Origin of the sequence: Halobellus sp. H-GB7 (assembly GCF_030848585.1) — an archaeon.
Taxonomy (GTDB): Archaea; Halobacteriota; Halobacteria; order Halobacteriales; family Haloferacaceae; genus Haloquadratum; species Haloquadratum inordinatus.
On sequence record NZ_JAVDDW010000001.1, the window covers coordinates 547715 to 573076 of the forward strand.

Sequence of the window (25362 nt, forward strand, 5' to 3'; positions counted from 1 at the left end):
TAAAACCGTTCGTAGCTTCTTCACCGTCTCGTCCGGCGAGAAGCTATGCGGACTTACGATAACTCCTATAACTCGTCGTCTGATCTGTGCGCCCTGACGATACATTTTAAATGGAATCGCGTGGTCTGTCTGTACGTTGACAACGTTTCGAGCCCCCCTCGGATTGGTCCTCCTGCTCGTCGTGGTGGCGGCGGTTCCGGTTCCGATCACCGCCATCGAGAACGTCACGGGTTCGCCGGACGTGTCCGTCCAGAGCCCGGACAACGCGTTCGTTCCGGGTCAGGAGGCGTCGCTTCCGGTCTACGTCTCGAACGAAGGGAGCCTGCAGTCGTCCGGCCCGGCCGAGTACGTCGCGCGCGTGACGACTGCCAGAGCGCTGACGCTGCAGGTGCGGAGCGGAGACACCCCGATCGAAGTGAACACGGCCCGATATCCGGTCGGCAACGTCCCCGAGGGGACGACCGGGCCGATTCCGGTCTCGATTACGGTCCCGGAGGACACGCCGCCGGGTACGTATCGGCTCCCGGTACGCGTCCGTTACAGCTACGCGCCGAAGGTCGAGTACGGGTCCGGGACTGACGGCCCCGAGTACCGATACGTCGACCTCGCGCGGACGCTCTCGCTCTCCGTCGTCGTCGAGGACCGTCCGCAGTTCCAGGTCGTCAACGTGTCCTCGACGGCTCGGGTCGGCAGCTACGGCCCGCTCTCGATGACTGTCCGGAACACGGGTACTGAAGCCGCCCGCGACGCCACCCTTCAGCTCAGTTCGCCGGACGACGAGGTCACGTTCGGCACCGGCGCTGCGAAGTCCGAAGCGTACTCCGGGGTGTGGGGGCCCGGCGAGAACCGGACGTTCCAGTTCCGGACGCGGTTCGCCCCCGACGCCCAGCAGCGCGAGTACCCGCTCAGGGCCTCCGTCTCCTACACCGATCCCGATGGCATCCAGCGCACGTCGCCGCCGTTGACGGCGGGCGTCACGCCGCGCGAGGAAGTCACCTTCGCCGTGGAGAACCTCACGAGCACGCTGTACGTCGGTGAGCCCGGGACGATCAGCGGGTCAGTCAGGAACACCGGTCCGGCCCCCGTCGACAACGCCGTGCTCGTCTATCGCTCGTCGAACCCGAACGTCGTACCGGTCGATACGGAATCCGCGCTCGGCCGCCTCGGACCGGGCGAACGGAGCGACTTCACGTTCGAAGTCGACGTCGCGGCGGACGCGACCGCGACCGACCGGCAGTTGAATCTCTCCGTGCGGTATCGCGACGCGCAGAACAACCGCCAGGTGAGCGACGAACTCGAACCGACGGTGCCGGTGCTGCCCGAGCGCGACTGGCTGGCGGTCACGCCACAAAACGCCACGTTCGGCATCGACACGGACAATCGGCTGACGGTCCGCGTCCGCAACAGGGAAAATATGACCCTCTCCGACGTTCGTGCCCGACTCGAAACCGAACCGCCGTTCTCCTCGGAGGCGCGGACGGCGTACGTCCAGCGGCTCGACCCCGGCGACACAGAGACGCTCGCGTTCGCGGTCACGGTCTCTGAAGACGCGGTGCCGACGCGCTCGTCGGTCTCGGTGAACGTCACGGCCGAGCGGCCCGACGGAAAAGAGATCGTTCTCGACTCCTACGTGGTTCCGGTGACCGTCGTCGAGGAGACGAGCGCGAGCGATACGACGCTTCTCGCGGCCGGCGTGCTCATTGTCGTGCTCGTGCTCGGCGTCGGCTGGTGGTGGCTCAACAGGCGCTAGGCGGCGGCAGAAACGGGTGTCGACGAGAGCGGAACTCGGTTACTCTTCGTCGCGCATATCCGGCGGCAGCAGATTCGGGATGCCGTCCTCGATGGGGTAGACCTCGCCCGTGACAGTGCCGACGAGTCGACCCTCGATGATCTCCTCGCCGTCGCGTTCGTCGACTTCGAGTTCGAGGTCGCTCTTGTCGAGGGGGTCACAGAGGATGTCCATCAGTGACTCTTTCATCACGCTACGAGAGGAAAGCGGCGGTGAAAAGGCTACGGGTTCACCGACAGTACTCGGCGTGCGCCGAGCACTATCGGGCTACTGCTGGAAGGGGTTCTCCAGTTCGATCGTCTGTGCGCGGTCGGGACCGACGCCGACGGCGTAGATCGGTGCGCCGACCTCCTCGGAGAGATAGTCGAGGTACGCCTGTGCGTTCTCCGGGATCGCATCGTAGCCCTCGTCGGCGACGGCCGACCAGTCGACCTCCGGCCACGGCTCGAACTCGCGGAGGTTCGGTTCACACTCGCCCCAGCGCTCGGTCGTCGCGGGCATCGTGAGCAACTCCTCGCCGTCGAGGTCGTAGGAGTGGCCCACCTTCACCTCCTCGAGGCCCGCGAGGACGTCGATGTGGTTCACGGCGAGGCCGGTGAAGCCGTTCGTGCGAGCGGCGTGGCGTAGCATCGGCACGTCGAGCCAACCGATCCGGCGCGGCCGGCCGGTGACGGTGCCGAACTCGCCGCCCTTCTCGCGGATGTAATCGGCGAGGTCCTCGTCGTCGCCGGTCAGTTCGGTCGGGAGCGGTCCGGTGCCGACGCGCGAGAGGTACGCCTTGACGATGCCGACGACTTCCCCGCGGCCGACGACCGTGGGGCCGACGCCCGTGCCGGTCGCCGCGCCGCCCGCGGTCGGGTTCGAGGAGGTGACGTACGGGTAGATCCCGTGGTCGATGTCGATCGAGGTACCCTGTGCGCCCTCGAATAAGACGTTCTCGCCGTTATCGACGTGCGAGCCGAGGAACTCCCCGGCGTTGACGGTCATCGACTCCTCTTGCAGGCGCTCGCCGATCGCCTTGTACTCCTCGAAGACGGCGTCGACGTCGAACGCCTCGCCGGCCTCGACGCCGAAGACGTCCTCGGCGAGAGCGCGCTTCTGGGGGACGACGTATTCGAGACGCTCGCGGAGGACCTCCGCATCGAGCAGGTCGCCGACGCGAATCCCGCGTCGGCCCGCCTTGTCCTCGTAGGTGGGGCCGATGCCGCGGCCGGTCGTGCCGGCGTCGAGGTCGGAGTCGGATTTGGCCTCCTCCTCGATGCCGTCGAGCACGCGGTGATACGGCATAATGACGTGTGCGCGTCGCGCCACGCGGACGTCGGGGTCGAGGCCGCGCTCGCGGAGTTCGTCGATCTCGTCGAACAGCGTGTTCGGGTTGACGACGCATCCGTTGCCGAGCACGCCGACCTTGTCGCGGACGGCGCCGCTCGGAACCAGCGAAAGCTTGTATTCGTCGCCGTCTTCGACGACGGTGTGGCCGGCGTTGTCGCCGCCCTGATACCGGGCGACCACGTCGGCGTCGCCTCCCCACAGGTCGACGAGAGCGCCCTTGCCCTCGTCGCCCAGTTGGGAGCCGACGATCGTGACGGTCATACACGGCGGTTCTGCGCGCCCCGTGAAACCCATTACGGTCCGCCGCCGCGAGATGGTCACGAAAGTGGATACCACTGCGGGAGTATCGACGCACCTGCCCACCTCCGTGTAGAACAGGGCGACCCACGAGTCGTGAGAGACGCACCGTCCGTTTTCTGAGTCTGTGCCGCCGCCAGCGACTCCCGACCCGAATCGTTAATTACGCTCCCATTCGTACGGTGTGATACCCACTGTGCCGCGTTTTGTCGGGGGAGAGGGTAACATTTAAATCCTGCCCAGACAAGTTAACAGATGACATGATAGACCGACTCGAAAAGGAAGTAGATATGCTTGAACGGCATTTGCAGGTCCTGAAAATGGTCATCGAGAGCGAACCGATCGGGATCGTGAAGATGTCGAACGAGACTGGCTACCCACACCACAAAGTCCGCTACTCGCTGCGCGTCCTCGAAGAGGAGAACCTCATCGAACCGTCCAGCCAGGGTGCGATCACGACCGAGCGGACCGCCGAATTCGTCGACGAACTCGACGAGAAACTCGATCAGATCGTCGACAAGCTCGACGAGATGAAGATCGAAGAGGCCGTCGAAGTCGAAAGCTGAAACCGTAACCGTCCCGCCCACGTCTCGTCTCTGTCTCGTTTTGCTTACAGATCCGGGACGTTCAGGTGGAACTCCCCGTTTCGCGCCTCGACCAGACAGAGGTGGTAGCCGCGCTTTCGCGAGAGTTTCACGTGCGAGAGCTTCTTCGACCGCGAGAGCAGGCCGCCGCCCGTCTCCTCGGAAACCGTCTCTAACGCACCGGGCTCGTAGAACGACTCGGTGACGTAGAAGCCCGCCGCCAGCGACTCGTCGTTCGAGGCGATCGTGCCCGTGTTCTCGACCAGCGAGCCGACCATCGCTTCGGTGGTCGCGTTCCGCGAGGCGTTGATGTCCGCGACGAACAGCGGATCGCCCATCTTGTCCCGGAAGATGACGTCGAAGTCACGCTGCTCGACGCCGTCGGGGGTGTCGACGCCGACGGTCCCCGACAACTCGACGCGGTCGATCTCCGGGATCGCGTCGAAGACGCCCGCGAGCCCAGACTGATTGCCGGTCTCGCCGATCTCATAGAGGAGATCCGTCACGACCCACTGTGCGAAGGCGTACTCGGTGCTGTCGTGGAGGAACGCCTCGTATGGTTGCCCGTCGACGGCGAGCCCCCCGGTCTCGAAGGTGGTGTGGTGTTCGAGCCGGAGGTTGTCGCTGACGTCGGCCCGCGACGCCGCGCCGTCGTGGGCGTGCTCCAGCGTCGCCTCGCCTTTCCGGTCGTAGCGGACGAAGAGGTTCGTCCCCGAGAGCGCCTGGTCGACAGACATCGATTGTGAGGGAGCGCCGCCGGTGTCGCCGCCCAGCCGTTCGAGTTCGCTCTCCAGGCGCTCGACTTCCGCTTCGAGCGTCTCGCGTTCGGCTTCGAGTTCCTCGACGCGCTCGCGGTACTCCTCGCGTTCGGCTTCCAGTTCGTCGATCCGCTCGCGCTGTTTCGTTCGCGCCTCGGCGAGTTCGTCGCGCTCGGATTCAAGGGACTGAACGCGCTCTTTCGCTTTCGACAGGCGCTTTTCGAGCCGTTCGACGTTCGGCTGTTCGCCCCCCGCTGCTGAGCGCGCGCTCGCCTGTGTGGTCGATCCCGAGTCCGCCGTTTTGGAGGCGCTCGATCGGTCCTGGGCGGCTTTCTGTGCGGTCCGCTTTCGCTGCATCTGCGCGGCGCGTTCGCCCGCCGATCGGCGATCCTGCTCGGCGCTCGCGGCCTGCGCTGTCGTCCCGTTCGAACTCGACTCGCTGGGGTCGAGCGACGGGATCGTCTTCGCCTCCCGCCAGCGTTCCTCGTCGGAGAAGACCCCGTCTGCGGCGGCACCTTTCTGCGTCGGTCCCGCGACGGTGGCATCGCCCGTGTCGCCCGCACCCGACGCCGTCTCGGAGGATGGCTCCGACGGCTGGCGGTCGTCCGGCCGTGTGGCTCTAGAGCCGGTGTCAGTCGCGTGTCCGTCTGCGGCACCCGTCTCTCCTTCCGCCTCGGTGCTGTCCGCAGTCCGGCCCTCGGAAGCGGTAGCGCCGGGTGAGTCAGTGCTCGCAGGGTCGCCACCCCGGGGAGCGTCCGATGGCTCGCTGGCTTCCGCGTCCGCCGTCGCCGGTCCCCCACCGGAACCGTCGTCCGTCGGGGTCTCGTCCGCTGTCGGGCCGTCTGCTGTCGACGCCCCATCCTCTGCTGTCGGGTCGTCTACTGCCGCTTCGGCTGCCGAGTCGGAAACTGCGGCCGCGTCAGAATCCGCTGCTGCGGTCGGCTCCTCGTCGTCAGTCGCCGCCGTGGCATCGTCGGCGGTCTCCGCCTCGTCGGCGTGGGTCGCGTCCTCGGTCTCCTCGCTGGCTCCGCTCTCCGTACCCGACGCGTCGTCTTCATCCGTCTCCGCCTCGTCGGTCGCCAGTTCCGGGATGTCGACGATCTCGACGTCGACGTCGACGACCTCGTAGATCCCGACCTCGTCGGCGGCCGTCTCGAAGGCCTCATCGCCCGTGACGAGCCGTTCGGAGCTCCCGACGAAGGCGGCGCTCATCGACTTGCCCCCGTGGTAGACGACGTAGTAATCCCCCGAGAGAACGTTTTCCGAGAGCTCGATGTAGCCGGTGAATCCGCCGTTCGAGAGCGTCTGGTCGGCGTCCGAAAGCGGTGTCTTGTTCGTGTAGTACCTCGCCTGTGTCTCTCCCCCGCGTTCCTGCATCGAAAAGAGCAGCGGGAGGCTCGGGTCTGCCGCGCGGTACGCGGTCAGCTCAGCGTCCTCGAAGTCCCCGATTTCCCCCTCGAAAACGCCGACGACGCGGCCGTTCAGGAAGAACGCCCACGCCATCCCGGCAGAGACGGCTCCGCTGAACTCCGCGTCCGCGAGCTCGTGGAGCCCCTCGTATCCGTCGGGTGTGGCGACCGTCTCCCAGTCGGTCACCACATCAATAGTTCGACTGTTCATCCCTGTGTGTATCACAGAATCCAGATCAAATACTTTCCGGAGAGCTAGGCCCTCGACCGGCAGGTGCCAGGTACACGGGCGCAGGCTCCCGATCTCGCGAACCGGCGTCAGACGATCGTCGGACGCCCCGGGCACTCTCCGGCTTCGGACGGATCTGCGACGGCTGCTTCGGCGAACTTTTCCTCTCGGGCCGTAAGCCACTGGTATGGCAGACGGTTCGACCTGGTCGCCCTCGGAGGCCCAGCGACGGCTCGGTCTCTACGTCGGCATCGCGGTCGGTGCCATCGTGTTCTACACGATCCTCTATCGATGGACGATGGCGACCTTCGAGGGCGTCACCGTGGGCTGGGTCGAATCGGCGCACATCGTCGTGGAGACGTTCACGACGACGGGCTACGGGGAGGACGCGAGCCTCTGGAGTGCGACCCCGACGTACCTGCTCTCGATGGCGATGCAGTTCACCGGCGTCGCGCTCATCTTCACGACGCTGCCGCTTTTCGTCGTCCCGCTCGTGGAGCGGGCGCTCGAACGCAACCCGCCGCGGGAGACGTCGCTGACCGGGCACGTGATCGTCACACCGCTCACCGCCCACGGCGAGATCCTCATCAGCGAACTCGAGTCGAAGGGAATCGCGTATCTCGTGCTCGAACCGGATCGCGAGCGCGCTCGCGAACTCCACGGCGAGTACGAAGTCGTCCACGGCGACCCCGAGTCGGTGTCGGATCTCCGCGCGGCGAACGCCGATACCGCAGTCGCCCTCGTCGCCGACAGCGATGACCAGACGAACGCCAGCGTGGTGCTGACGGCCGAGCAACTGGATTCAGACGTACGGATCGTCAGCCTGGTCGAGGACCCGGACGTCGCGGACTACCACCGATACGCCGGGGCCGACGACGTCGTCCTCCCGCGGCAGTTACTCGGCGAAAGCCTCGCGCGCAAGGCCGCCTCGCCAATCGTTCCAAGCGACGACGCGATCCCGCTCGGCGACGGCTTCGAGATCGCGGAGGTGTTAATCCATCCCGACAGCAAACTCGAAGGCCGGACGATCGCCGAATGCGAGGTCGGTCGGCGGACCGGCGCGAACATCATCGGGCTGTGGTCGCGCGGCGAGTTCGTCACGCCGCCCTCCCCGCACACGGTCCTCGACGGTCGCACCACGCTTCTCGTCACCGGCCGGGAGGAACAGCTCTCGCGACTCAGAGAGCTGGCTCGCTCGGAGGCGCGACGGCACCGGCAGGGGCGAGTCGTCGTCGCCGGTCACGGCGAAGTCGGCGCGACGGCCGCCGAGGCACTGACCGACGCGAACGTCCCGCACGTCGTCATCGATCAGCGAGACGAGTCCGGCGTCGACGTCGTCGGCGACGTTACCGACCCGGAGACGCTTCGTCGGGCGGGGATCACCGACGCCGAGAGCGTCCTCATCGCGCTCGACGACGACACGACCGCCATCTTCGCGACGCTCGTCGTCGAACGCCTGGCTCCCGACGCGGAGATCATCGTCCGGGCCAACGACGCCGCCAGCGTCCCGAAGATCTACCGGGCGGGCGCGGAGTACGTCCTCGCGCTCTCGACGGTCAGCGGGCGGATGCTGGCGTCGAACCTCACCGACGAGGAGGTCATCGCGCCGCAGTCACAAGTCGAGATTGTTCGGGTCGACGCGCCCGGTCTGGCCGGTATGTCGCTCGCCGACGCGGACGTCCGCGCCCGGACCGGGAGTACCGTGCTGGCGGTCGAACGCGGGGACGACCTCCGGACCGACGTCGGCCCGGAATTCACCGTTCAGTCGGGCGATACGGTCGTCGTCGCCGGGACCGACGACGCCGTCAATCGCTTCAACGAGACGTTCGGCTAATTCGACCGAGCGGCGGTTCACCGGGCACCCAGCGCCCGCTCAGGGCCGCCGCCTGCCGATCTCGACGATCGCGTTCGCGAGGACGTCGATCCCGACGCCGATGCTCGCCTCGTCGACGTCGAAGGTATCGGTGTGGTGGCCGCTCGGATGGTCCGTGCCGACCCCGACGTACGCCGCCTTTCCGCCGCGTTCCTGTACGTACTGCATCAGATACGTCGCGTCCTCACTGCCGCCCAGGTGGTCCGAGTCGAGAACAGATGTCACTCCGTCGGTGGTTCGGGCGACGTCGCCGACGACGGCGGCGAGTCCCCGATCGCTCGCCGTCGACGGAGCACGCCCCGCAGTGGTCACGTCGACCTCGCAGTCGTGCATCTCTGCGGCCGAGCGGAGCACGCGCCGAGCGTTCTCGTCCATATACTCCATCAGTTCGGTGGTGTCGCCGCGCACCTCGCCCTCGATGGCGACGCGCTCGGGGACGATGTTCGTCGCCGTCCCGCCCTCGATGACGCCGACGTTGACGCGGGTCGCGCCGTCGGCGTGCCGTGGAATGCCGTAGAGATTCTGGATCGCCGCCGCGGCCGATTGCATCGCGTTCCGACCCGTCTCGGGCGCGATACCGGCATGGGCCGGCGCTCCCTCGAACTCCGCTTCGAACTGTGAGACCGCGAGGAAGCCGTCGATGCCCGCGACGATCTCGCCGGAGGGGTGACCGAGGCCGATGTGCACGGCGAGCAGGTAGTCGACGTCGTCGAGGTGCCCCGAGTTCGCCATCGGCTCGCCGCCGACGATCCGCTCTTCGCCGGGCTGGAAGAACACCTTCAGCGTGCCCTGGAAGTCACTGTCGAGGACGGCATCGAGGACACCGATGCCGATCGTCGCGTGGGCGTCGTGGCCGCAAGCGTGCATATACCCCTCGTTCGTCGATCGGAACCCGCTCGCTGCGGGCGCGTGCTCGTCGCCCCGAGATTCGGTGATCGGCAGCGCGTCGATATCGACGCGGAGCGCGACCGTCGGTCCGTCACCCCGCTCTGCGACTGCTAGCGCACCCGTGTTGCCGCCGGCGAGTCGGTCGAGGATGTCGTCGCGAGCGCCCGCCTCGCGCGCACGCTCGTGCCACGCGTCGAGTTCGTCGCTGTCCGGGACGCCGACGCGGTCATCTGCGAGGACCTCCGGTCCGACGTAGATCGCGTCCAGACCGCGCGTCTCGAGTTCGTCGACGATCCGCGCGGTCGTGTAGAACTCCCGCCAGGCGGGTTCTGGATGGCGATGCAGGTCGCGCCGGAGTTCCACGAGGTCGGCAGCAGTCATACTCGTCTCTGCGTCGTCGGGTGGTAAAGTCGCGTCGGAGGCGAGCACCTGCTGTCTCTCTGGTACCGTCCGGATCGGTTCGTTTATCGGGGACGACTGCAACCGGTCTGTCGATGAGCGATAGTAGCGACGCATCCAGAACGTTGAGCTTCTACGGCGGCCGGGCCGCAAGCGCGATCCCGATCGCGTTTTTCATCGCCTGGGCCGTCTTCCAGAGCGGACTGCTCGGAATCGGCGATACGACCGGTCTCATCGTCGGAATCCTCGTGGGGCTCGTCGTCGGAATGTTCTTCGTCAAGGGTCCGTGGAAGACCTACGCCGACGTCCTCTTCGACGGAATGACGCAACGGGTCGCCGCCACAGCGATCGTAGCGTGGCTGTGGGCCGGAATGTTCGCCGAGACCATCCAGGTCGGCGGGTTCGTCGACGGCCTCGTCTGGGCGGCCGACGCCGTCCAGGTCGGTTCGGGTCTGTTCCCGGCGCTGACGTTCCTCCTCGCCGCGCTGTTGGCGACGGGGATCGGCACCGGCTACGGGACGGCGATCGCGTTCACGGCGCTGGTCTTCCCGGCGGGCGTCGCGGTCGGCGCCGACCCGGTGCTGCTGTTCGGCGCGATCCTCTCGGGAGCCGTCTTCGGCGACAATCTCGCGCCCGTGAGCGACACCACGATCGTCTCGGCCGTGACGCAGAACGCCGACATCGGCGGCGTCGTCGCTTCGCGGCTGAAGTACGCCATCGTCGCCGCGGTGTTCGCGTTCGCGGCGTACCTCGCGGCGGGCCAGACGATGCAAGGGACGCCCGTCGACGTCGCTGGCGCGGGTGGCGCCGGGACCGCGCTCGGCCTCGTCCACCTCGCGTCGATCGGCGTCGTGATCGTGACGGCGATCCGCGGCCGTCACATCGTCGAGGCCATCTCGTGGGGTATCGTCCTCTCGGTGTTTCTCAACCTCGCGTTCGGCCTCGCTGAGGTGTCTGCGATGCTCGCCTTCGAGGCCTCTCAAGAATCCGCGCTGGTGCAGTCGATCGACGCGCTCCCCCTCATCGGGGCGTTCGTCGTCCCCGTGGCTCCCGGCGACGCGGCCGTCGCGGGCAGCCTCTACACGGGCGCAGCGGGCTTTTTCCCGCTCATCGTGCTCGTCCTCTTGATCGTCGCGGCCGCGCAGGTGATGCAGCGCGGCGGCGGCTTCGAGGCGATCCAGGAGTTCCTCCTCGAACGGGTCGCGACGACGGTCCGCCGCGCGGAGACGACGATGGTGCTCGGCACGGCGCTTGTCAACGCGATGATTACGATCAACACCGCGGCCGAGATCGCGATCGCCCCGTACATCAAGACGCTCGGGCGTCGCTTCAACATCAACGGCTACCGCCGCGCGAACATCCTCGACGCCAACACGTCGGCGCTCGGCTACATCTTCCCGTGGGGTGGCGGTCTGCTCGCAGGCTACTCGGCGATGCAGCGACTCCCCGAGCAGTACGAGTGGTTCACGCAGGCGATGGTTGTCAATCCCGCGTCGGTCTGGCCGTTCGTCTTCCACGGCTGGTTCCTCGTCGCCGTCTTCCTGCTCGCGGCGTGGACCGGCTACGGCCGTGAGTACGTTTCCGACCGCGCCAGCGAGGAGGTGAGTCGCGTATGAGCCGCTTCGAGAAAGTGCTCGCTGGCCTCACCTTCCGTACTGCCACGCCGTCCTTCGAGGTCGGCGACGAAGTCCCGGCGTTCGTCACCGGCCAAAGCGAGTCGGGACTGCTCGTCCGCGTCGGCGACACCGTCTTGGTACTGCCCGACGCGGACCCCGCGCTCTTGGACGCGAAAGTCACGATCAAAATCGAATCGTTCGACGAGGGGCAACACCGCGGGACCGCCCGCGTCGTCGACGTGCTCCAGGACGGCGAGTAACGTCGCGAACGGAGGGAGTCAGTCCCGCAGGTGTCCGAGCGGCTTCTTCTGTTCGACTTCGATCTCGACGTGGAGGCTCTCGGGAAAGTCCATATGGCCGACCTCGCGGGCGATGTGATCGTTCCCGTGGATCTCGAGTTTTCGGGAGTAGACGGTGTAGCTCCACGAGGAGAACTCGTCGCCCGGTTGGAGCGATCGATACTGCGGGACGGCGACGGTTTCCGGCGGATCCGCGTGTGGGCCTTTACACTCCGCGCCTTTGCGTTCGAGCATCGATTTGAGTTCTGAAACTTCCGATTCCAGTTCGTATCGGTTCCCCGACTGGAAGTGTAGTTTTGTGACGAAGGTCATAGCTGGGGTCTCGCTGGGATAGAAGATACGTCGTCACCGAGCCCTAAAAACACATCCATAGGACGGAAGTAACGCCAACGAGCCTTCGCTGCGACTCGAAGACCCCGACAGAGTCGACCCTCTGAGAGCGCGGACCCGTCCAAACGTCCGATAGCCTCTTAACTCCCTACCCGGTTTATCCATCTAATGACTGTGGAAGCGGTTAGCGCTGGAGCGATCCTCTTCCGCGACACCCGCGGCGAACGGGAGTATTTGCTCCTGAAGAGCCGTCCGGGGGACTGGGAGTTCCCCAAAGGCGGGGTCGAAGGGGAAGAGGAGCTCCAGCAGACAGCCATCAGAGAAGTGAAAGAGGAGGCCGGAATCGAAGATTTCCGTCTTATCGACGGATTCCGCGAGGAGTACGACTACGTCTTCGAGGCGAACGGGAAGACGATCCACAAGACCGTCCACCTGTTCATCGCCCGCTCGTTCGAGGCGAGCGCGGAGCTCTCGAACGAACACCGCGACCTGCAGTGGCGCGACTACGAGCAGGCGACCAACACGATCACACAGGACGGCCCCCGCGAGATCTTCGAGCAGGCACACGAGTACCTCGACCAACTCGCCGCCGAAAACGGCGAGACCGGCGAAGGCAAGTACCTCGCGTAGGCGATCGGAGCCTGACGCGTGTACCCCGGCACCGCCGAGTTCGGCTTCGAGTTGCTCGTCTGCCGCTGGGCAGAGACCGCCTGGCCGCCCGAGGAGCGACGCGAGGACGCCGTCGTCGTCGCCCGACAGCTCGGAACGCGGGAGCGCCGCTGGGACACCGTCGTCTTAGAGTGCGATCCGGACGGATTGGCCGCCCGCGCGCAGTTCGGCAAGCGCGAACTCGACTCGGATCTCCTGCACGTCGTCCGCAACGCCCCGGCCGAGTGGACGTGGTACCGCGACGCCTTGCCGGACCCGGGCTACCCCTGGCGCTACGTCCGCGCAGCGGTGCACCGCGCGGCCGACCGCGGCGTCGTCGAGACGCGCCGCCGGAGCAACCGAATCGAGATCCGACGGATCGCGCCGTACCCCGATTGGCTCCGCCGGATCGTCGCCGTCGAGAACAAGCCCGACCTCGACGCCTCGGCGGCCCGCGCGCTCTCTGCGCAACTCGAACACGACGTCGAGACAGCGCTCGCCGACGAGGTCTGGGTCGCGACCGAGGCGACAGACAGCCGCATCGAACCGGCGCTGCTCGAAGACCTTCCGGTCGACGTGGGGATTTTGGCGGTCTCGTTCGACGGCGACGACGACAGCGAAGCCGCGGGACAGTCCGCAGACGCCAGTCGGCGCACCGCTGCGAACGTCGAGTGGTATCCGAGCGAGGTGACTCCCGACACCGCCGACGGCGACGACGAGCGGCAGCGACGGCGGCTCGAACTCGCCGAGCGCGCGTACGGCCGCGGCTGGCGGTCGTATCACGAGACGATGCGGCCCGACTGCCGCCACTTCGAACTCCGCCGGTTCGACCGCGCGCTCGTGCCGCACTGCGCTGCGAAGGAGCGCTCACAGACCGCCGCGGAGTGTGCGGGGTCGTGCCCGGAGTTCGAGCCCGAACCGCCGACGTGGCGCACTCGCGGGTGGCCCATCGAGGGCGGTCCCGGAAAGGGGATCAAACGGCTCCTCGACGACCGGCGCGCGTGGATCCGCGCGCGAGAACACGACCGCGAATGAGAAAACCGCCGGAGTGCGCCTCCGTCAGAAACGAGAACCCCGGCGGAGTGAGCACGCCCGATACTCGGACTACGAATCGGCTACTTCGACGTCGATGTCGTCGCGTGGCGCGGCCAGCCTGAACGTCGGCACCGTCCGATAGATCACTTCGACGACGCCCTTCCGACGGAGGCTCTGGAGCGCCCGGCGGACGTCCTCGACCGGCGGGTCGACGTCGAAGTCGTCGCGGACTTTGTTCAACACGCTCACGACGCTCTCGGAGCGCTCGTCGGGGCCGGCGACGACCTGGAATACCTGCGACTCGAGCGCCGGGACGCGAATCACGGAGGGGACGCCGCCCTCGTCGTCGCCGTCGCCCTCGACGCCGGGCTCGACGTCGACTAACTCCGCGGCCTCGGCCGTCGCGCGAATGAGGCTGTTGTCGTCCCGGTAGTAGTAGTCCTTCAGTTCGCCTTCGAGGTACTGGTGGACCTCGCTGCCGGATTCCATCCCCCACTGGTCTTGGAGTTCTTTGTTTTTCGTCGGCTGCAGGCGGACGACGTCGGCGAGCCGTTCTTTCGCCTGCTCGGAGAGGGCTCGATTATCTGTCACACACGGCTTTTCGCACTGTGGTATTAAGACGTTTCAACATCCGACACGCGGTCGCACCGATCCCGGCCGCTTAAGTCTCCGAAGCGTCTGAGTCGGGGTAAGATGGAGTTCTGCGACGAATGCGGCTCGATGATGAAGACCGAGGACGACGTCTGGGTCTGCGGAAACTGCGGGTACGAGAAACCCCGCGATACGGCCGACGAAGAGCATATGACCTCGACGGCCGCCCGCGAGGAGAGCGAGGTGGTCGATATGTCCGACGTCGACGACGCGGAGATCGGACCGACGACGACGGTCATCTGTCCGGAGTGTGGAAACGACCGCGCGCGCTATGAGATGAAGCAGATCCGTTCGGCCGACGAATCCGAGACCCGGTTCTTCACCTGTACCGAGTGCGGCCACAAGTGGCGCGAAGACGACCACTGATACTGTCGGACAGCAGTTCGTGAATTATAGTAGCGTTTGCAACTGATTACACAGCCAATCGCACGACCGCGTGCGATTAGGTGCGTGAAGACTTGCAAACGCTACTATATGTTGGCACCCACCGGGTGCCGATACTTTTCACATCGTTCTATCCGACAGTATGAGCCGTCGCTGTCGCATCGTTCGCATACTACGGCGGTTTTTCCGGTGACGCGTGCCCCACCGAGTGGATATGCCGTCTTCGCTGTGACCCCTCGACCCCGCCCGTCGCTGCGAATTAAGTCGGTGGCGCCCGAACGAGTGCCCGTGACCGACGAGATCGCGCCGCCGAGCATCGACGTCCCCGATGGCTGGCGGCTGGTCTCCGAAGAGGTGACGGCGCCGTTCGACGTGCGCGTGGTCCGAATCGAGGCCCACACTCAGATCTACGAGGACGTCGAGTTGCGAGAGCGGCTGGAAGCGGCGACAGGTGTCGATCGCGGGACGACGTGGCGGTTCGTCTTTGCCAGTCGGCTCCGCATCTCGCCCACCACCTCGCCGTCGAAGTCGCTCACGCGCCTCGTCAGGGACCGTGCGACGTCGAAGTTCGTCGAGGTGCTCGAAGAACGTGGCTTCTCCGGCGTCGACCGCGCCGACACGCACCGGATCGACGTGGACCACACGGAAGTAGAGGCGACGCGGTTCCGCGCGCAGGTGCGCGTCGACGGCCGCAATCGCCCCGTGGAGGCGTACTTCGCCGCGTGGCCAGCCGGCGAGGAGTACCTCCTCGGCGGTGGCGCGTACCCGCTTACGGTTCCGGAGCCGGAGACGTTCGATCCCGAGCGCGCTCGCGAAGAACTGTTCGGAATGTTGCGTTCGATCGAGTGAGCGCGTTGGCCGTGCCGACCCTGCTCAGCGCTCGTTTCGCGCGAACGTCAGATAGCCGGTGTGGCCGACGCCCGCCGTCGAGGGTCGCGAGCCGCGCTCGCCGAAGTCCATCTCGCGTTGGATCGTCTCGAAGGTGTCGACGTCGCGGAGCCCCACTTCGCGGGCCGCCTGGACGGTCTCGCGACTGTTCTCGACGAACGGCGAGTAGACGGCGACGTGACCGCCGTCCGCGAGGAGGTCGGGCGCACGCTCGACGACCGCGGGCGCGTCGCCGGTGTCGAGCGTGATCACGTCGAAGGGGCCGTCCTCGGCGACGGCGTCGAGGTGTTCCGTGAGGTCTCCCGTGCGGACGTCGACGCGGTCGTCGACGCCGGCGAGTCGCATATTCTCGCGCGCGACGTCGGCGAACTCGGCGTCGACCTCGTAGGTCACGACGTCCGCGTGCAGCCGGCCCAGATACGCCGACAGTACGCCCGTTCCCGTTCCGGCGTCCAGCACGCGGTCGCCGGCCGCGACGCCCGTGTGACCGACCACGAGGCCGATGTCGCGCGGGAGCATCGGCGCGCCCGTGCGCTCGAAGTGATTGAACAGATCCGGCCCGCGCAGTCGACGGACCACGAACTCCTCGCCGAGATGCGTCTCCAGGACGTCGCCGGGTTCGACGTCTTCGGGGACGTCGAGCACGCCGAGGTCCGTCTGGAGTTCGTCGCCCGGGGCGCGGAGGTACTCGCGGTCGTCGTGGACGAGGAGGAAACTCACTCCAGCTGGGCGATGGCGGCCGCGAGGTCGCCGTCGGTCGCTTCGAGCGTCTCACGCGCCGTGTCTGCGTCGACGCCGGCGCGCTCTGCGACGAGTGCGACGTCCTCGTCGGGGATGCCGCCGGACTCGGCGTCGCCGCCTTCGAGTTCTGCGGTCTCGCTCTCGTCGGCCCCGCGCTCCCGGGATTCGGGCTCGCCGACGATCTGGTAGGTCTGCTGGCCCTGCGCGTCCATCCGGGTGACCTGCGCGTCCGAGAAGACGAGTTCCTCGTCGGCCGTCTTGATGACGACCTCCTCGGCATCGAGTTCGGTGACGTCGATGCCCATCTGTTCCATCATCTGCTGCATCTTCCGTGGGTTCATACCGCCTCCGCCGAACATAGTTGGTCGAAGCGTAGGCGGCCGGTAGCAAAAGCGTGGCGAACCGTGCCGTTCAGGTGGGTCTCCGTCGCCCTGTCGATTCGACCGGACGGCGAACGCTCACTCGCTCGCCGCGTCGGGTTCGCGCTTGAGCCCGGTCACTTCCTCGATCGGCATCTCGAAGCCGACGATGGAGAGTTGTCGGCGTCCGACGCCGGTCAAATCCGGTGACCAGGCGTTTTCGTCCATCAGTTCGCCGATCTCGGCCCACTCGTCGGTTCCGAGTTCCCGCAGCGGGCCGAACGCGAGCACGCTCCGCCAGTCGGTCTGTGCGTTGAAATCGTACACTGCCAGGCACGCGCGCTCTGTCGTCTCGGTGAACGCGAGTTTGGTGCTGTCGGGACGGAACTGCCAGTAGGCGAAGACGGCGCGCCCGGACTCGTAGCCGAAGGAGATGGGGACCGCGTAGGCTCGGTTCCCGTCGGCCAAAGAGAGGACGCCTGTCCCCTGTCTTTCGAGGTAGGCGTCGATCTCCGCGTCGGTCATCTGCCCGCCACGTACCCGTCCGGGGGTCACGTCGTCGGCAACGTCGTCGCTCATAGCACGCCGTTTGTCGGCGTCCGTAATGGCCTTGTTCCCTTTGGAGCGACAATCCCCACGACCCCGACCGTCGGACAGTTTCAATACCGGTCGGAACCCCACACTGGAGTATGTTCGACCCCGACGACCTCGCGACGATCCGGGAGGCAAAACGCGAGTGGGAGGCCGAGACGCTCTCACCGACGCTGGAACGCTTCGGGGAGCGACGGGAGACGTTCACCACTGACACCGGCGGGCAGACGGTCGAACGGCTCTACACCCCCGAGGACGTGACTGACCTCGACCACGACGCCGACCTCGGATTCCCGGGCGAGGAGCCCTACACGCGCGGGGTCTACCCGACGATGCACCGCGGCCGGCTCTGGACGATGCGGCAGTACGCCGGGATGGGAACCGCCGCGGAGACCAACGAGCGTTTCCGTTACCTCATCGACCAGGGTTCCTCCGGGCTGTCGATGGCGTTCGACCTCCCGACGCAGAAGGGCTACGACTCTGACGCCGGGATGGCGGCGGGCGAAGTCGGTAAGGCGGGCGTCGCGATCGACAGCCTCCGGGATATGGAAGTCGTCTTCGACGACATCCCGCTGGACGAAGTCTCGACGTCGATGACGATTAACGCCCCCGCAGCGGTGTTGCTCGCGATGTACGTCGCGATCGGCGATCAACAGGGCGTCCCCCGAGATAAACTCCGTGGCACGATACAGAACGACATTCTCAAAGAGTACATCGCGCGCAATCTCTACATCTACCCGCCGGAGCCGTCGATGCGGCTCATCACCGACCTTTTCGAGTTCTGCGCGAGCGAGGTGCCGAACTTCAACACTATCTCGATCTCGGGGTACCACATCCGGGAGGCGGGGTCGACGGCGGCACAAGAGATCGCGTTCACGCTCGGCGACGGCATCGAGTACGTCGAAGCGGCCATCGACGCCGGACTCGACGTCGACGAGTTCGCCCCACAGCTTTCGTTCTTCTTCAACGCCCACAACAACGTCCTCGAAGAGGTCGCGAAGTTCCGGGCTGCCCGGCGAATGTGGGCGAAAATAATGGACGAGCGATTCGACGCGGACGACCCCAAATCGAAGCAGTTGAAGTTCCACGCCCAGACCGGCGGGTCGACCCTCACCGCCCAGCAGGTCGAGAACAACGTGGTCCGCGTCGCCTATCAGGCGATGGCGGCCGTCCTCGGCGGCGCCCAGAGCCTCCACACGAACGGGAAAGACGAGGCGCTGTCGCTGCCGACCGAGCAGTCCGTGCGGACGGCGCTTCGGACGCAGCAGATCCTCGCGCACGAGTCGGGCGTCGCGGACACGATCGATCCGCTCGGCGGGAGCTACGCGATCGAGTCGCTCACCGACGAGATCGAAGCCGAGGCGTTCGAGATCCTCGAGGAGGTCGACAGCCGCGGCGGGATGCTCGAGGCGGTGAAGTCCGGGTGGGTACAGCGACAGATCCAAGACGTCGCCTTCGAACGCCAGCAGGAGATCGAATCGGGCGAGCGGATCGTCGTCGGGGTCAACGAGTACCAGGTCGACGAAGAACCGGAGGTCGACGTCGAAGACGTCGACGAGGCGGACGAAACGCGGCAACGAGAACGATTGGAGGCAGTGAAAGACGAGCGGGACGAGGAAGCCGTCGAAGCGGCGCTCGCGACTGTTCGGGAGGCCGCCGCGGGCGACGAAAACCTCGTGCTGCCCATCGTCGACGCCGTGAAAGCCTACGCGACGGTCGGCGAGATATCGAACGCGCTCCGCGAGGTATTCGGCGAGTACCGTCCCGCGCGATAGCGGCAGCGGATTTTATCTCCGCGTCGCGCTACCGTCCCCCTATGCCGATGGCTTTCGACCACCTGGGCGTGGCGACGACCGACGGGGAAGAACTGGCAGCGACCTTCGAGACGCTCTTCGAGGCCTCGATCGTCCACGAGGAGACGTTCGACGGGATGATCGCCCGGTTTCTCGAACTCGACGGCGGCTACTTCGAGTTGCTCGAACCGCTCGAAGACGGCACGATCGCGCGCTACCTCGACAGCCACGGTCCGGGCATTCACCACGTCGCACTCCGGACCGAAGACATCGACGCGGCGCTCGCACGCGCCCGCGACGCCGGCGTCGACCTCGTCGACGAGGAGCCGCGACCGGGCGCGTGGGGCCACGAGGTAGCGTTCCTGCACCCGAAGTCGACCGGGGGCGTCCTCGTTGAGTACGTCGAACACGGCGACGGGGCGTAGCGGTCGGGGCCGCCGGAGGAGCCGACAGTATTAGGCGGCCCGTCACGTCCACACGCGTAGGATGCGCGATTGGCTCTCTCACCGGGTTCGGATCGAACCGGAGGGCGACGCTCTCGTGACTGCAGCGACGGGCGACGTCTACACGTTCGCGAACCTCGATGCGCTCGTCGACGACCTCGCCGGCCGACTCGCCGCGACGGGCGTCGAACGCGGCGCACACGTCGGCGTCGTGCTGGACCCTCGACTCGAATACGTCTGTCTCGTCCACGCCGCGATGCGACTCGGCGTCACGCTCGTTCCGATGGGTGACGAACTGACCGCCCGCGAGCTGGCCGGGCAGATCGAAACGGCGGACGTGTCGACAATCGTCTGCGGCGACGCGACCGAAACGACGGTTGTACACGCTCTCTCGCGCGTGGCTGGCGAAGCGGCCGACACTGACGGGGGTAATGGCGAAGCCACCGATTCTGGCGAGGAGACCGACTCCGACGACGAGACCGACTCCGACGACGAGACCGGTAGTGAGGACGAGACCGGTAGTGAGGACGAGTCTGGAAGCAGCGGCGAGGCCGACTTCGACGACGTACCCGGCGGCGAGGACGGTGCCGGCTGTGACCGCACCGCCTCGGTCGTCACCGTCGAGGAACCGAACACGGACGCCGTGACCTCCCTCTCGTCGGTGACGCCCGAGTCTGTGACCCCCGCGGAATGGTCGCTCGAGGACACCCAACTCATCCTGTTCACGTCCGGCACTACTGGCGATCCGAAGGCCGTCCGGCTGACGACGGGGAATCTCCTAGCCAGCGCGGTCGCATCGGCGTTCCGTCTGGGATTCGACCCGGACGACCGGTGGCTCGTGACGCTCTCGTTGCACCATATGGGTGGGATCGCGCCGATTCTCAGAATGCCGCTGTACGGGATGACGGTCGTCTTCCGAGCGGGCTTCGATGCCGGGGCGGCAGCAGACGATCTGGACCGATACGATGCGACCGCCGTCTCGCTGGTCCCGACGATGCTCCGCCGGATGCTGGACCGCCGGGGGACGCTCACGGAGTCGCTCCGCGTCGTACTTCTCGGTGGCGCACCCGCGTCGCCGGAACTGATCGAGCGTTGCCGCGACTACTCCGTCCCGGTGTACCCGACGTACGGAATGACCGAAACCGCCTCCCAGATCGCGACGGCCCGCCCGAACGCGGCGTACGAGAATCCCGAGAGCGTCGGTCGCCCGCTCTTTATGACCGACGTCACCGTCGTCGACGAGGCGGGATCGCCGCTCCCACCCGGAGAGCCCGGCGAACTCGTCGTCGACGGGCCGACGGTGACACCTGGCTACTACGGCGACAGCGACGCCACCGAGGCAGCGTTCGGGGAGTTCGGGTTCCACACCGGCGACGTCGGCGTCGCCGACGAGTATGGGACGCTCACCGTTCTGAACCGCGTCGACGACCGGATCGTCACCGGCGGCGAGAACGTCGACCCCGGCGAAGTCGTCGACGCTCTCCTCGCACACCCGAGCGTGCGTGAGGCGGCCGTCGTCGGCGTGCCGGACGCCGAGTGGGGCGAACGCGTCTCGGCGCTGGTCGTCCCCGAAGGCGACTCGATCGACCGGGACGAGTTGCTCGGGTTCGCTCGCGACCGACTGGCCGGCTTCAAACTCCCGAAAGTGATCGTGGTCACCGAAGCGATTCCGCGGACCGTCTCGGGGACGGTGGACCGAGAAGCCGTCCGGGAGCGGCTCACCGGGACGAGGCCGAAAGATGACCGCACAGACTCGGACGCCGGCACCGACGACTGAATCAGAGAACTATAAACGAATCTAAAGTTTTTCAAAGTTCCGAGAGTTATTTGCTCGTGGCATTCGAGTGGCCCCTATGGACCTTCTCGACGAGTCGGTCGTGCCCGAGCACGCTCGCGAAGTAAAACAGGAGGCGCGTGAGTTCGCCGACGAGTATATCCGTCCGAACGCCGAGGAGTACTTCCGATCTGCGGAGTACCCCTGGGAGATCCTCGAAGCGGCAATGGACGCCGGTCTCGTCGCCCAAGACATCGGCGAGGAGTACGGTGGCCGTGGTCTCGACCTCGAACAGATTCTCGCGATCAACGAGGAGTTCTACGCGGCCGATGCCGGTATCGCGTTGACGCTGATGCTCGCGTCGTTCGGCTGTGAGATCGTCGAGAAGTACGGGTCCGAGGAACAGAAAGACGAGTACCTCAGACCGGTCGCAGCGAACGAGCAGATCTCGGGACTCGCCGTCTCGGAGCCACAGACCGGATCGGATATGGCCGGGATGACGACCACTGCCGAGCGAACCGACGACGGCTGGGTCCTGAACGGCGAGAAGTACTGGGTGGGGAACGCCGTGGAGGCCGACTGGCTGACCGTCTACGCGAAGACGGACGACAGCGACGACCGCTACTCGGACTACTCGATGTTCATCGTCGAGACCGACACCCCCGGGTACGAGGCCGAGCACATCCCCGAGAAGATGGGGATGCGCGCCTCCAAGCAGGGCCACATCGTCTTCGACGACTGCGAGATCCCCGAGGAGAACCTCGTCGGCACCGAAGGCGGCGGCTTCTACGTCCTCGCGGACTTCTTCAATCACGGCCGCGTCGTCGTCGGCGGTCACGGCATCGGTCTCGCAGCACGCGCCATCGAGGAGACGTGGAAGTTCGTCCACGACAGAGAGGCGTTCGGGCGAAACATCTCCGAGTTCCAGTCCACCCAGCACATCATCGCCGATATGCGGATGGAGTTCGAGGCGGCGCGGACGCTCAACTGGCGTGCGGCGCACAAGGTCGAAACCAACGAGGACGCCGGCTTCTGGGCGGCGGCGACGAAGACCAAATCGACAGAGGTAGCGATGCAGTGTGCCGAGCGCGGGATGCAACTCCACGGCGGCCGCTCGGTCCTCGAAGAGTACCCGATCTCGCGGGTGTACCGCGACGTCCGCATTCCCGTCATCTACGAGGGGGCAAACGAGATCCAGCGCAACCTCATCTACCGACAGGGCAGTATCTGACGCGCTTGCGCAGGCGTCGGGACGTATTCGAATCTCCAACTGGGGTGCCGTCTCAATCACTGTGCGGTCCCGTCGACGCTTTTTCGCTCACAGATCCCACCGCAGTCCGCCGATCCGCCCGACCCTAAGGGTGTAGGGTCGGGAGTCAATGTGGATTCGGCCATCTACTCTGGTACCGAACGACGATGTCCAAGAGCCAATCTTCCCACACCGAACTGACCGAGTACTGCGACGAATGCGGCGCGCGGACTCCCCACGAGGTTTCGATCGAACTCAAGACCGAGAGCAAGAAGCAGACGAACCGAGCGTTCTCCAGAGAGCCCTACCGAGTGACGAAGTGCCGTGCCTGCGGCGACGAACGCGCCCAGCGGATGAACGACGCCTGATTCGGCTCACAGCCCTCTCGGGCATACACTCTCCGTAGATTTCTGCGCACGCGGGCGGCCCCCGATCGCCTGCAGTTTCCGACGCCGACTCTCCCGTCGCTCACACTGTCAGACAGCAGTTCGTGAATCACGCTGGCACTCACGGAGTGCCAATGGTCTTCACATCGTTCTGTCCGACAGTATCAGACACTCAGGCCAAGTACGTCCGACCGTATGATAATGATTACTCTCGTCTCTTACCGCCGACCATCGCCACCGGGAGTGGCGCTCGGCGGTACACAGTGAGAGTAATCACTATCAGTCGTCGCCAGCCGCGTCGCCGGTGTCGTCGGCTGGATTCCTCGTCCGACGGTCGGTCGACGTCTCCGCGAAGAACGATTCGATGAGCTTTCGCTCGCCGGATCGGAGGTGCTCGTGGAACGTCGGCGCGGCGATGCCGAGCGAGGCTGCGACCTCCTCGGCGGTGCTGCCGCGCGGCCAGTCGAAGTAGCCCGAGGCCAGCGCCGTCTCCATCACGTCGCGCTGTCTGTCGGTCAGTTTCTCTTCGAGCTGTCGACGGAACGAAGACGTCGACTGCACTGCGTCTTCGACCTCTCGTTTCGCGAGCACCGACACGTCCGGGTACGACGATTGCACGGCGTTCGTGAGCGCTCTGAGGTCGGACCGGGCGGGCACTCTGACGACGAGTTCGCCCTCGCCGCCGGTCGCGCTAAACGACTCCACCGACGCGCCCAGTTCGACGAGCGTCACGACCACCGAGGCGTCGGCTAGCCGGAACTCGAACAGCGCTTCGTCGTCTTCGTCGGAGATGACCCGCCCGTTCGTAAGCGCGTCGAGCGGTGCGACGGCCGAGAGCACCGTCGACGGATCCACGTCCTCGATCGAGACGTAGCAGGAGACGACGCCCTCGTTTGCGAGTGAGGCGCCTTCGAGCGTCACGGTCGTGTCGAACTCCAAGGAGAGGTCGACGAGCACGTCTCGGGTGTCGGTGTGCTCGAACTCCAGTTCGACCGCGCTGTCGCCGTGAAGCAACTGCTTTGACTCGGCGGCGTTGATGCCGTGTCCGACCGTCTCGCCGACGCCGCCGAGCATCGACCGCTCCTCCTCGGAGATCGATCCGCGCACGTAGACGACGAGCGCGCCGTAGACCGTCTCCCGGTAGGTGACCGGGATGGCGACGAGGGTCAGTTCCCCAGCGACGGCGTCGGCGTTTCGCAGGGCTGCCGCGGCGTGGGCCGGCGAGACGGCGTCGGTCACGACAGATCGCGTGTCGATCGCCTCGCGGACGAGCGCCGCCGGATCCGCCGAACTGCCCTCGGCGAACGGGGACGTGACCGACTCGGCAGCGGCCGCGCACTCGACGGTGTCGACTGCTTCGTTGTACCGCGCGATCCACGCTCCGTCGTAGGGCGAGGACTCGAAGGAGGCACACACCGTCTCCGCGATGCCCTCGCGGGTGCTCGCGTCGACGAGCGCCTGGTCCACGTCGCGGAGGAAGCCGTTGATCCGGCGCACGCGGTCCAGTTGGCGTTCGCGCTCGCGGATCTCCGATTCGCGCTCCTCGCGGAGTTCACGGACTCTGGCAGTTAGGTCGTCGAGGGCGGTCGGATCGCCGAGGTCGCGGAGATCGCGCTCCTCGAGGACTGCTTCCGTCGACTCCAGCGCGAAGTACTCGCGGACACGCTCGTCGAACTCCGAGCGGACGAGCAGTTCTTCGACGGTTCCGGTGACGCTATCCTCGTCGACCGGCTTGACGAGGTACTCGTCGAACGGCATCTCGACGATGTCGGTGTCGGGTTCGACGGCCGTCATCATCGCGACGCGGCAGTCGTACCCCCGTTCGTCGATCTCCGCGAGCACCTCGTCGCCCGAGAGGTCCGGCATCCGGCGGTCGAGGAGGACGACGTCGACCTCGTCGTCCATCTGTTCGAGCGCGTCCTCTCCGCCGTAGGCGACGCGAACGTCGAAGTCCTCGCGGAGCCAGTACTCGCAGGTGTCGGCGAGGTCTCTGTCGTCGTCGACGACGAGGACGACCGGCCCGTCGTCTGACGCATCGGTCTCGGCTCGCGGTCCGTCTGTCGGCGTCGCAGGGTTCTCCACCGTCCCGCCGGGGGGCGAACCTGTCGCAGCCGACGTGTCGTCTGGCCCCGACTGAGAGCCGTTCGACGAACCGTCCGATGTCATCCTAATACCCGGACGAAACGAGTCCACGGATAAATAGCTGCCCCTCAGACCCCCAATTTCCGCTCGGGACCTAAGGACGTAGGGGTCCGTGTTAGGGTACTACACCCCCTCTCCCCAAGTGGATATGTTCGACCGATCCGTCGCAGAGGTGGCGTGCAATGCCTGAGTGTCAGAACTGTGGCTCATTCGTCTCGCGGGACTACGTCCGGGTCTTCGCCCCGGAAGGGTTCACAGACGCCCGCGTCTGTCCCAACTGTGAGGACGCAATCCGGGAGGGAGCAGAAGTCCGAGACGCCCGTGCCCGGCGCGTCTCGTCGTCCCCCTGACGCAGTCGGTGCTCCCGACACGACGCTCCACCGCCTCCCGACCCCGACGCCGACCCCCCGTTCCGACAGCGTCCACCACTCCCCCAACCACGCTGTCGGGCGTCCCCTCCGGACCGCCTCATACG

The 25362-nt window shown here is 66.3% G+C and carries 24 protein-coding genes; 14 read left to right on the forward strand and 10 right to left on the reverse strand.

Annotated features, from left to right (window positions below; genetic code table 11):
- The first annotated feature begins 136 nt into the window (after nucleotides 1-136).
- Nucleotides 137-1750: a COG1361 S-layer family protein gene (locus RBH22_RS02965; protein WP_306676483.1), complete on the forward strand. Its 1614-nt coding sequence runs from the start codon at nucleotides 137-139 to the stop codon at nucleotides 1748-1750.
- 39 nt (nucleotides 1751-1789) lie between these two features.
- Here the strand turns inward: RBH22_RS02965 and RBH22_RS02970 are convergent, their stop codons facing one another.
- Nucleotides 1790-1978 (reverse strand): methytransferase partner Trm112, encoded by a 189-nt coding sequence (locus RBH22_RS02970; protein WP_199722983.1) that lies wholly within the window; start codon nucleotides 1976-1978, stop codon nucleotides 1790-1792.
- 78 nt (nucleotides 1979-2056) lie between these two features.
- Nucleotides 2057-3382, reverse strand: a complete 1326-nt coding sequence (locus RBH22_RS02975) for an adenylosuccinate synthase (protein ID WP_256288187.1) — start codon at nucleotides 3380-3382, stop codon at nucleotides 2057-2059.
- 296 nt (nucleotides 3383-3678) lie between these two features.
- Here RBH22_RS02975 and RBH22_RS02980 point away from each other — a divergent pair, with 296 nt between their 5' ends.
- The gene (locus RBH22_RS02980; protein ID WP_049985358.1) at nucleotides 3679-3984 is read left to right on the forward strand and encodes a hypothetical protein; all 306 of its coding nucleotides are present in this window, start codon (nucleotides 3679-3681) and stop codon (nucleotides 3982-3984) included.
- 44 nt (nucleotides 3985-4028) lie between these two features.
- Here RBH22_RS02980 and RBH22_RS02985 read toward each other — a convergent pair whose 3' ends face one another.
- Nucleotides 4029-6380 carry a hypothetical protein gene (locus RBH22_RS02985; RefSeq protein WP_306676486.1) on the reverse strand — a complete coding sequence of 784 codons (2352 nt, stop codon included), beginning with the start codon at nucleotides 6378-6380 and terminating at the stop codon, nucleotides 4029-4031.
- Nucleotides 6381-6585: 205 nt separating this feature from the next.
- Between RBH22_RS02985 and RBH22_RS02990 the strand changes: the two genes are divergently transcribed.
- Nucleotides 6586-8232 carry an NAD-binding protein gene (locus RBH22_RS02990; protein WP_306676488.1) on the forward strand — a complete coding sequence of 549 codons (1647 nt, stop codon included), beginning with the start codon at nucleotides 6586-6588 and terminating at the stop codon, nucleotides 8230-8232.
- A 39-nt stretch (nucleotides 8233-8271) separates the two neighbouring features.
- Here the strand turns inward: RBH22_RS02990 and RBH22_RS02995 are convergent, their stop codons facing one another.
- The gene (locus tag RBH22_RS02995) at nucleotides 8272-9540 is read right to left on the reverse strand and encodes an amidohydrolase (protein WP_306676489.1); all 1269 of its coding nucleotides are present in this window, start codon (nucleotides 9538-9540) and stop codon (nucleotides 8272-8274) included.
- 113 nt (nucleotides 9541-9653) lie between these two features.
- Between RBH22_RS02995 and RBH22_RS03000 the strand changes: the two genes are divergently transcribed.
- Entirely contained in the window at nucleotides 9654-11174 is a 1521-nt protein-coding gene (locus tag RBH22_RS03000) for a Na+/H+ antiporter NhaC family protein (RefSeq protein ID WP_256544803.1), read from the forward strand.
- A complete protein-coding gene (locus RBH22_RS03005) occupies nucleotides 11171-11434 on the forward strand; it encodes a hypothetical protein (RefSeq protein WP_256288192.1) in 264 nt (87 codons plus the stop codon). Before RBH22_RS03000 ends, RBH22_RS03005 begins: the two co-directional genes overlap by 4 nt.
- A gap of 18 nt (nucleotides 11435-11452) precedes the next feature.
- Here RBH22_RS03005 and RBH22_RS03010 read toward each other — a convergent pair whose 3' ends face one another.
- Nucleotides 11453-11785 carry an uS10/mL48 family ribosomal protein gene (locus RBH22_RS03010; RefSeq protein ID WP_121568262.1) on the reverse strand — a complete coding sequence of 111 codons (333 nt, stop codon included), beginning with the start codon at nucleotides 11783-11785 and terminating at the stop codon, nucleotides 11453-11455.
- A gap of 186 nt (nucleotides 11786-11971) precedes the next feature.
- On the opposite strand from RBH22_RS03010, the gene RBH22_RS03015 reads away from it, so the two are divergent.
- Together RBH22_RS03015 and RBH22_RS03020 are read left to right on the forward strand one after the other, a co-directional pair.
- Complete coding sequence (locus RBH22_RS03015) at nucleotides 11972-12433, forward strand: bis(5'-nucleosyl)-tetraphosphatase (RefSeq protein ID WP_256544804.1); 462 nt, start codon at nucleotides 11972-11974, stop codon at nucleotides 12431-12433.
- 18 nt (nucleotides 12434-12451) lie between these two features.
- Nucleotides 12452-13486, forward strand: a complete 1035-nt coding sequence (locus RBH22_RS03020; RefSeq protein WP_306676490.1) for a DUF5787 family protein — start codon at nucleotides 12452-12454, stop codon at nucleotides 13484-13486.
- 69 nt (nucleotides 13487-13555) lie between these two features.
- Here the strand turns inward: RBH22_RS03020 and RBH22_RS03025 are convergent, their stop codons facing one another.
- Nucleotides 13556-14077: a DUF5797 family protein gene (locus RBH22_RS03025; RefSeq protein ID WP_256544807.1), complete on the reverse strand. Its 522-nt coding sequence runs from the start codon at nucleotides 14075-14077 to the stop codon at nucleotides 13556-13558.
- A gap of 102 nt (nucleotides 14078-14179) precedes the next feature.
- On the opposite strand from RBH22_RS03025, the gene RBH22_RS03030 reads away from it, so the two are divergent.
- Nucleotides 14180-14503, forward strand: a complete 324-nt coding sequence (locus RBH22_RS03030; protein ID WP_121568266.1) for a transcription factor S — start codon at nucleotides 14180-14182, stop codon at nucleotides 14501-14503.
- Between the two features lie 285 nt (nucleotides 14504-14788).
- Entirely contained in the window at nucleotides 14789-15370 is a 582-nt protein-coding gene (locus RBH22_RS03035; protein WP_306676492.1) for a hypothetical protein, read from the forward strand.
- 24 nt (nucleotides 15371-15394) lie between these two features.
- On the opposite strand, the gene RBH22_RS03040 is transcribed toward RBH22_RS03035, so the two are convergent.
- The 3 genes from RBH22_RS03040 to RBH22_RS03050 form a co-directional block, all read right to left on the reverse strand.
- Complete coding sequence (locus RBH22_RS03040) at nucleotides 15395-16129, reverse strand: tRNA (adenine-N1)-methyltransferase (RefSeq protein ID WP_306676494.1); 735 nt, start codon at nucleotides 16127-16129, stop codon at nucleotides 15395-15397.
- Nucleotides 16126-16509 carry a nascent polypeptide-associated complex protein gene (locus RBH22_RS03045; protein ID WP_121568268.1) on the reverse strand — a complete coding sequence of 128 codons (384 nt, stop codon included), beginning with the start codon at nucleotides 16507-16509 and terminating at the stop codon, nucleotides 16126-16128. The genes RBH22_RS03040 and RBH22_RS03045 overlap by 4 nt, the downstream gene beginning before the upstream one ends.
- A gap of 99 nt (nucleotides 16510-16608) precedes the next feature.
- Entirely contained in the window at nucleotides 16609-17088 is a 480-nt protein-coding gene (locus tag RBH22_RS03050) for a pyridoxamine 5'-phosphate oxidase family protein (protein ID WP_306676495.1), read from the reverse strand.
- 110 nt (nucleotides 17089-17198) lie between these two features.
- On the opposite strand from RBH22_RS03050, the gene RBH22_RS03055 reads away from it, so the two are divergent.
- The 5 genes from RBH22_RS03055 to RBH22_RS03075 all read left to right on the forward strand — a co-directional run bounded on the left by RBH22_RS03055 (nucleotide 17199) and on the right by RBH22_RS03075 (nucleotide 22727).
- Entirely contained in the window at nucleotides 17199-18875 is a 1677-nt protein-coding gene (locus RBH22_RS03055) for a methylmalonyl-CoA mutase family protein (protein WP_306676496.1), read from the forward strand.
- 47 nt (nucleotides 18876-18922) lie between these two features.
- Nucleotides 18923-19318 (forward strand): methylmalonyl-CoA epimerase, encoded by a 396-nt coding sequence (gene mce / locus RBH22_RS03060; protein WP_306676734.1) that lies wholly within the window; start codon nucleotides 18923-18925, stop codon nucleotides 19316-19318.
- A 61-nt stretch (nucleotides 19319-19379) separates the two neighbouring features.
- A complete protein-coding gene (locus tag RBH22_RS03065) occupies nucleotides 19380-21113 on the forward strand; it encodes an AMP-binding protein (protein ID WP_306676497.1) in 1734 nt (577 codons plus the stop codon).
- A gap of 76 nt (nucleotides 21114-21189) precedes the next feature.
- Nucleotides 21190-22341, forward strand: a complete 1152-nt coding sequence (locus tag RBH22_RS03070) for an acyl-CoA dehydrogenase (protein ID WP_121568274.1) — start codon at nucleotides 21190-21192, stop codon at nucleotides 22339-22341.
- 185 nt (nucleotides 22342-22526) lie between these two features.
- Nucleotides 22527-22727, forward strand: a complete 201-nt coding sequence (locus RBH22_RS03075) for a hypothetical protein (protein WP_121568275.1) — start codon at nucleotides 22527-22529, stop codon at nucleotides 22725-22727.
- Nucleotides 22728-23024: 297 nt separating this feature from the next.
- On the opposite strand, the gene RBH22_RS03080 is transcribed toward RBH22_RS03075, so the two are convergent.
- Complete coding sequence (locus RBH22_RS03080) at nucleotides 23025-24911, reverse strand: bacterio-opsin activator domain-containing protein (RefSeq protein WP_256544813.1); 1887 nt, start codon at nucleotides 24909-24911, stop codon at nucleotides 23025-23027.
- Between the last annotated feature and the right edge of the window lie 451 nt (nucleotides 24912-25362).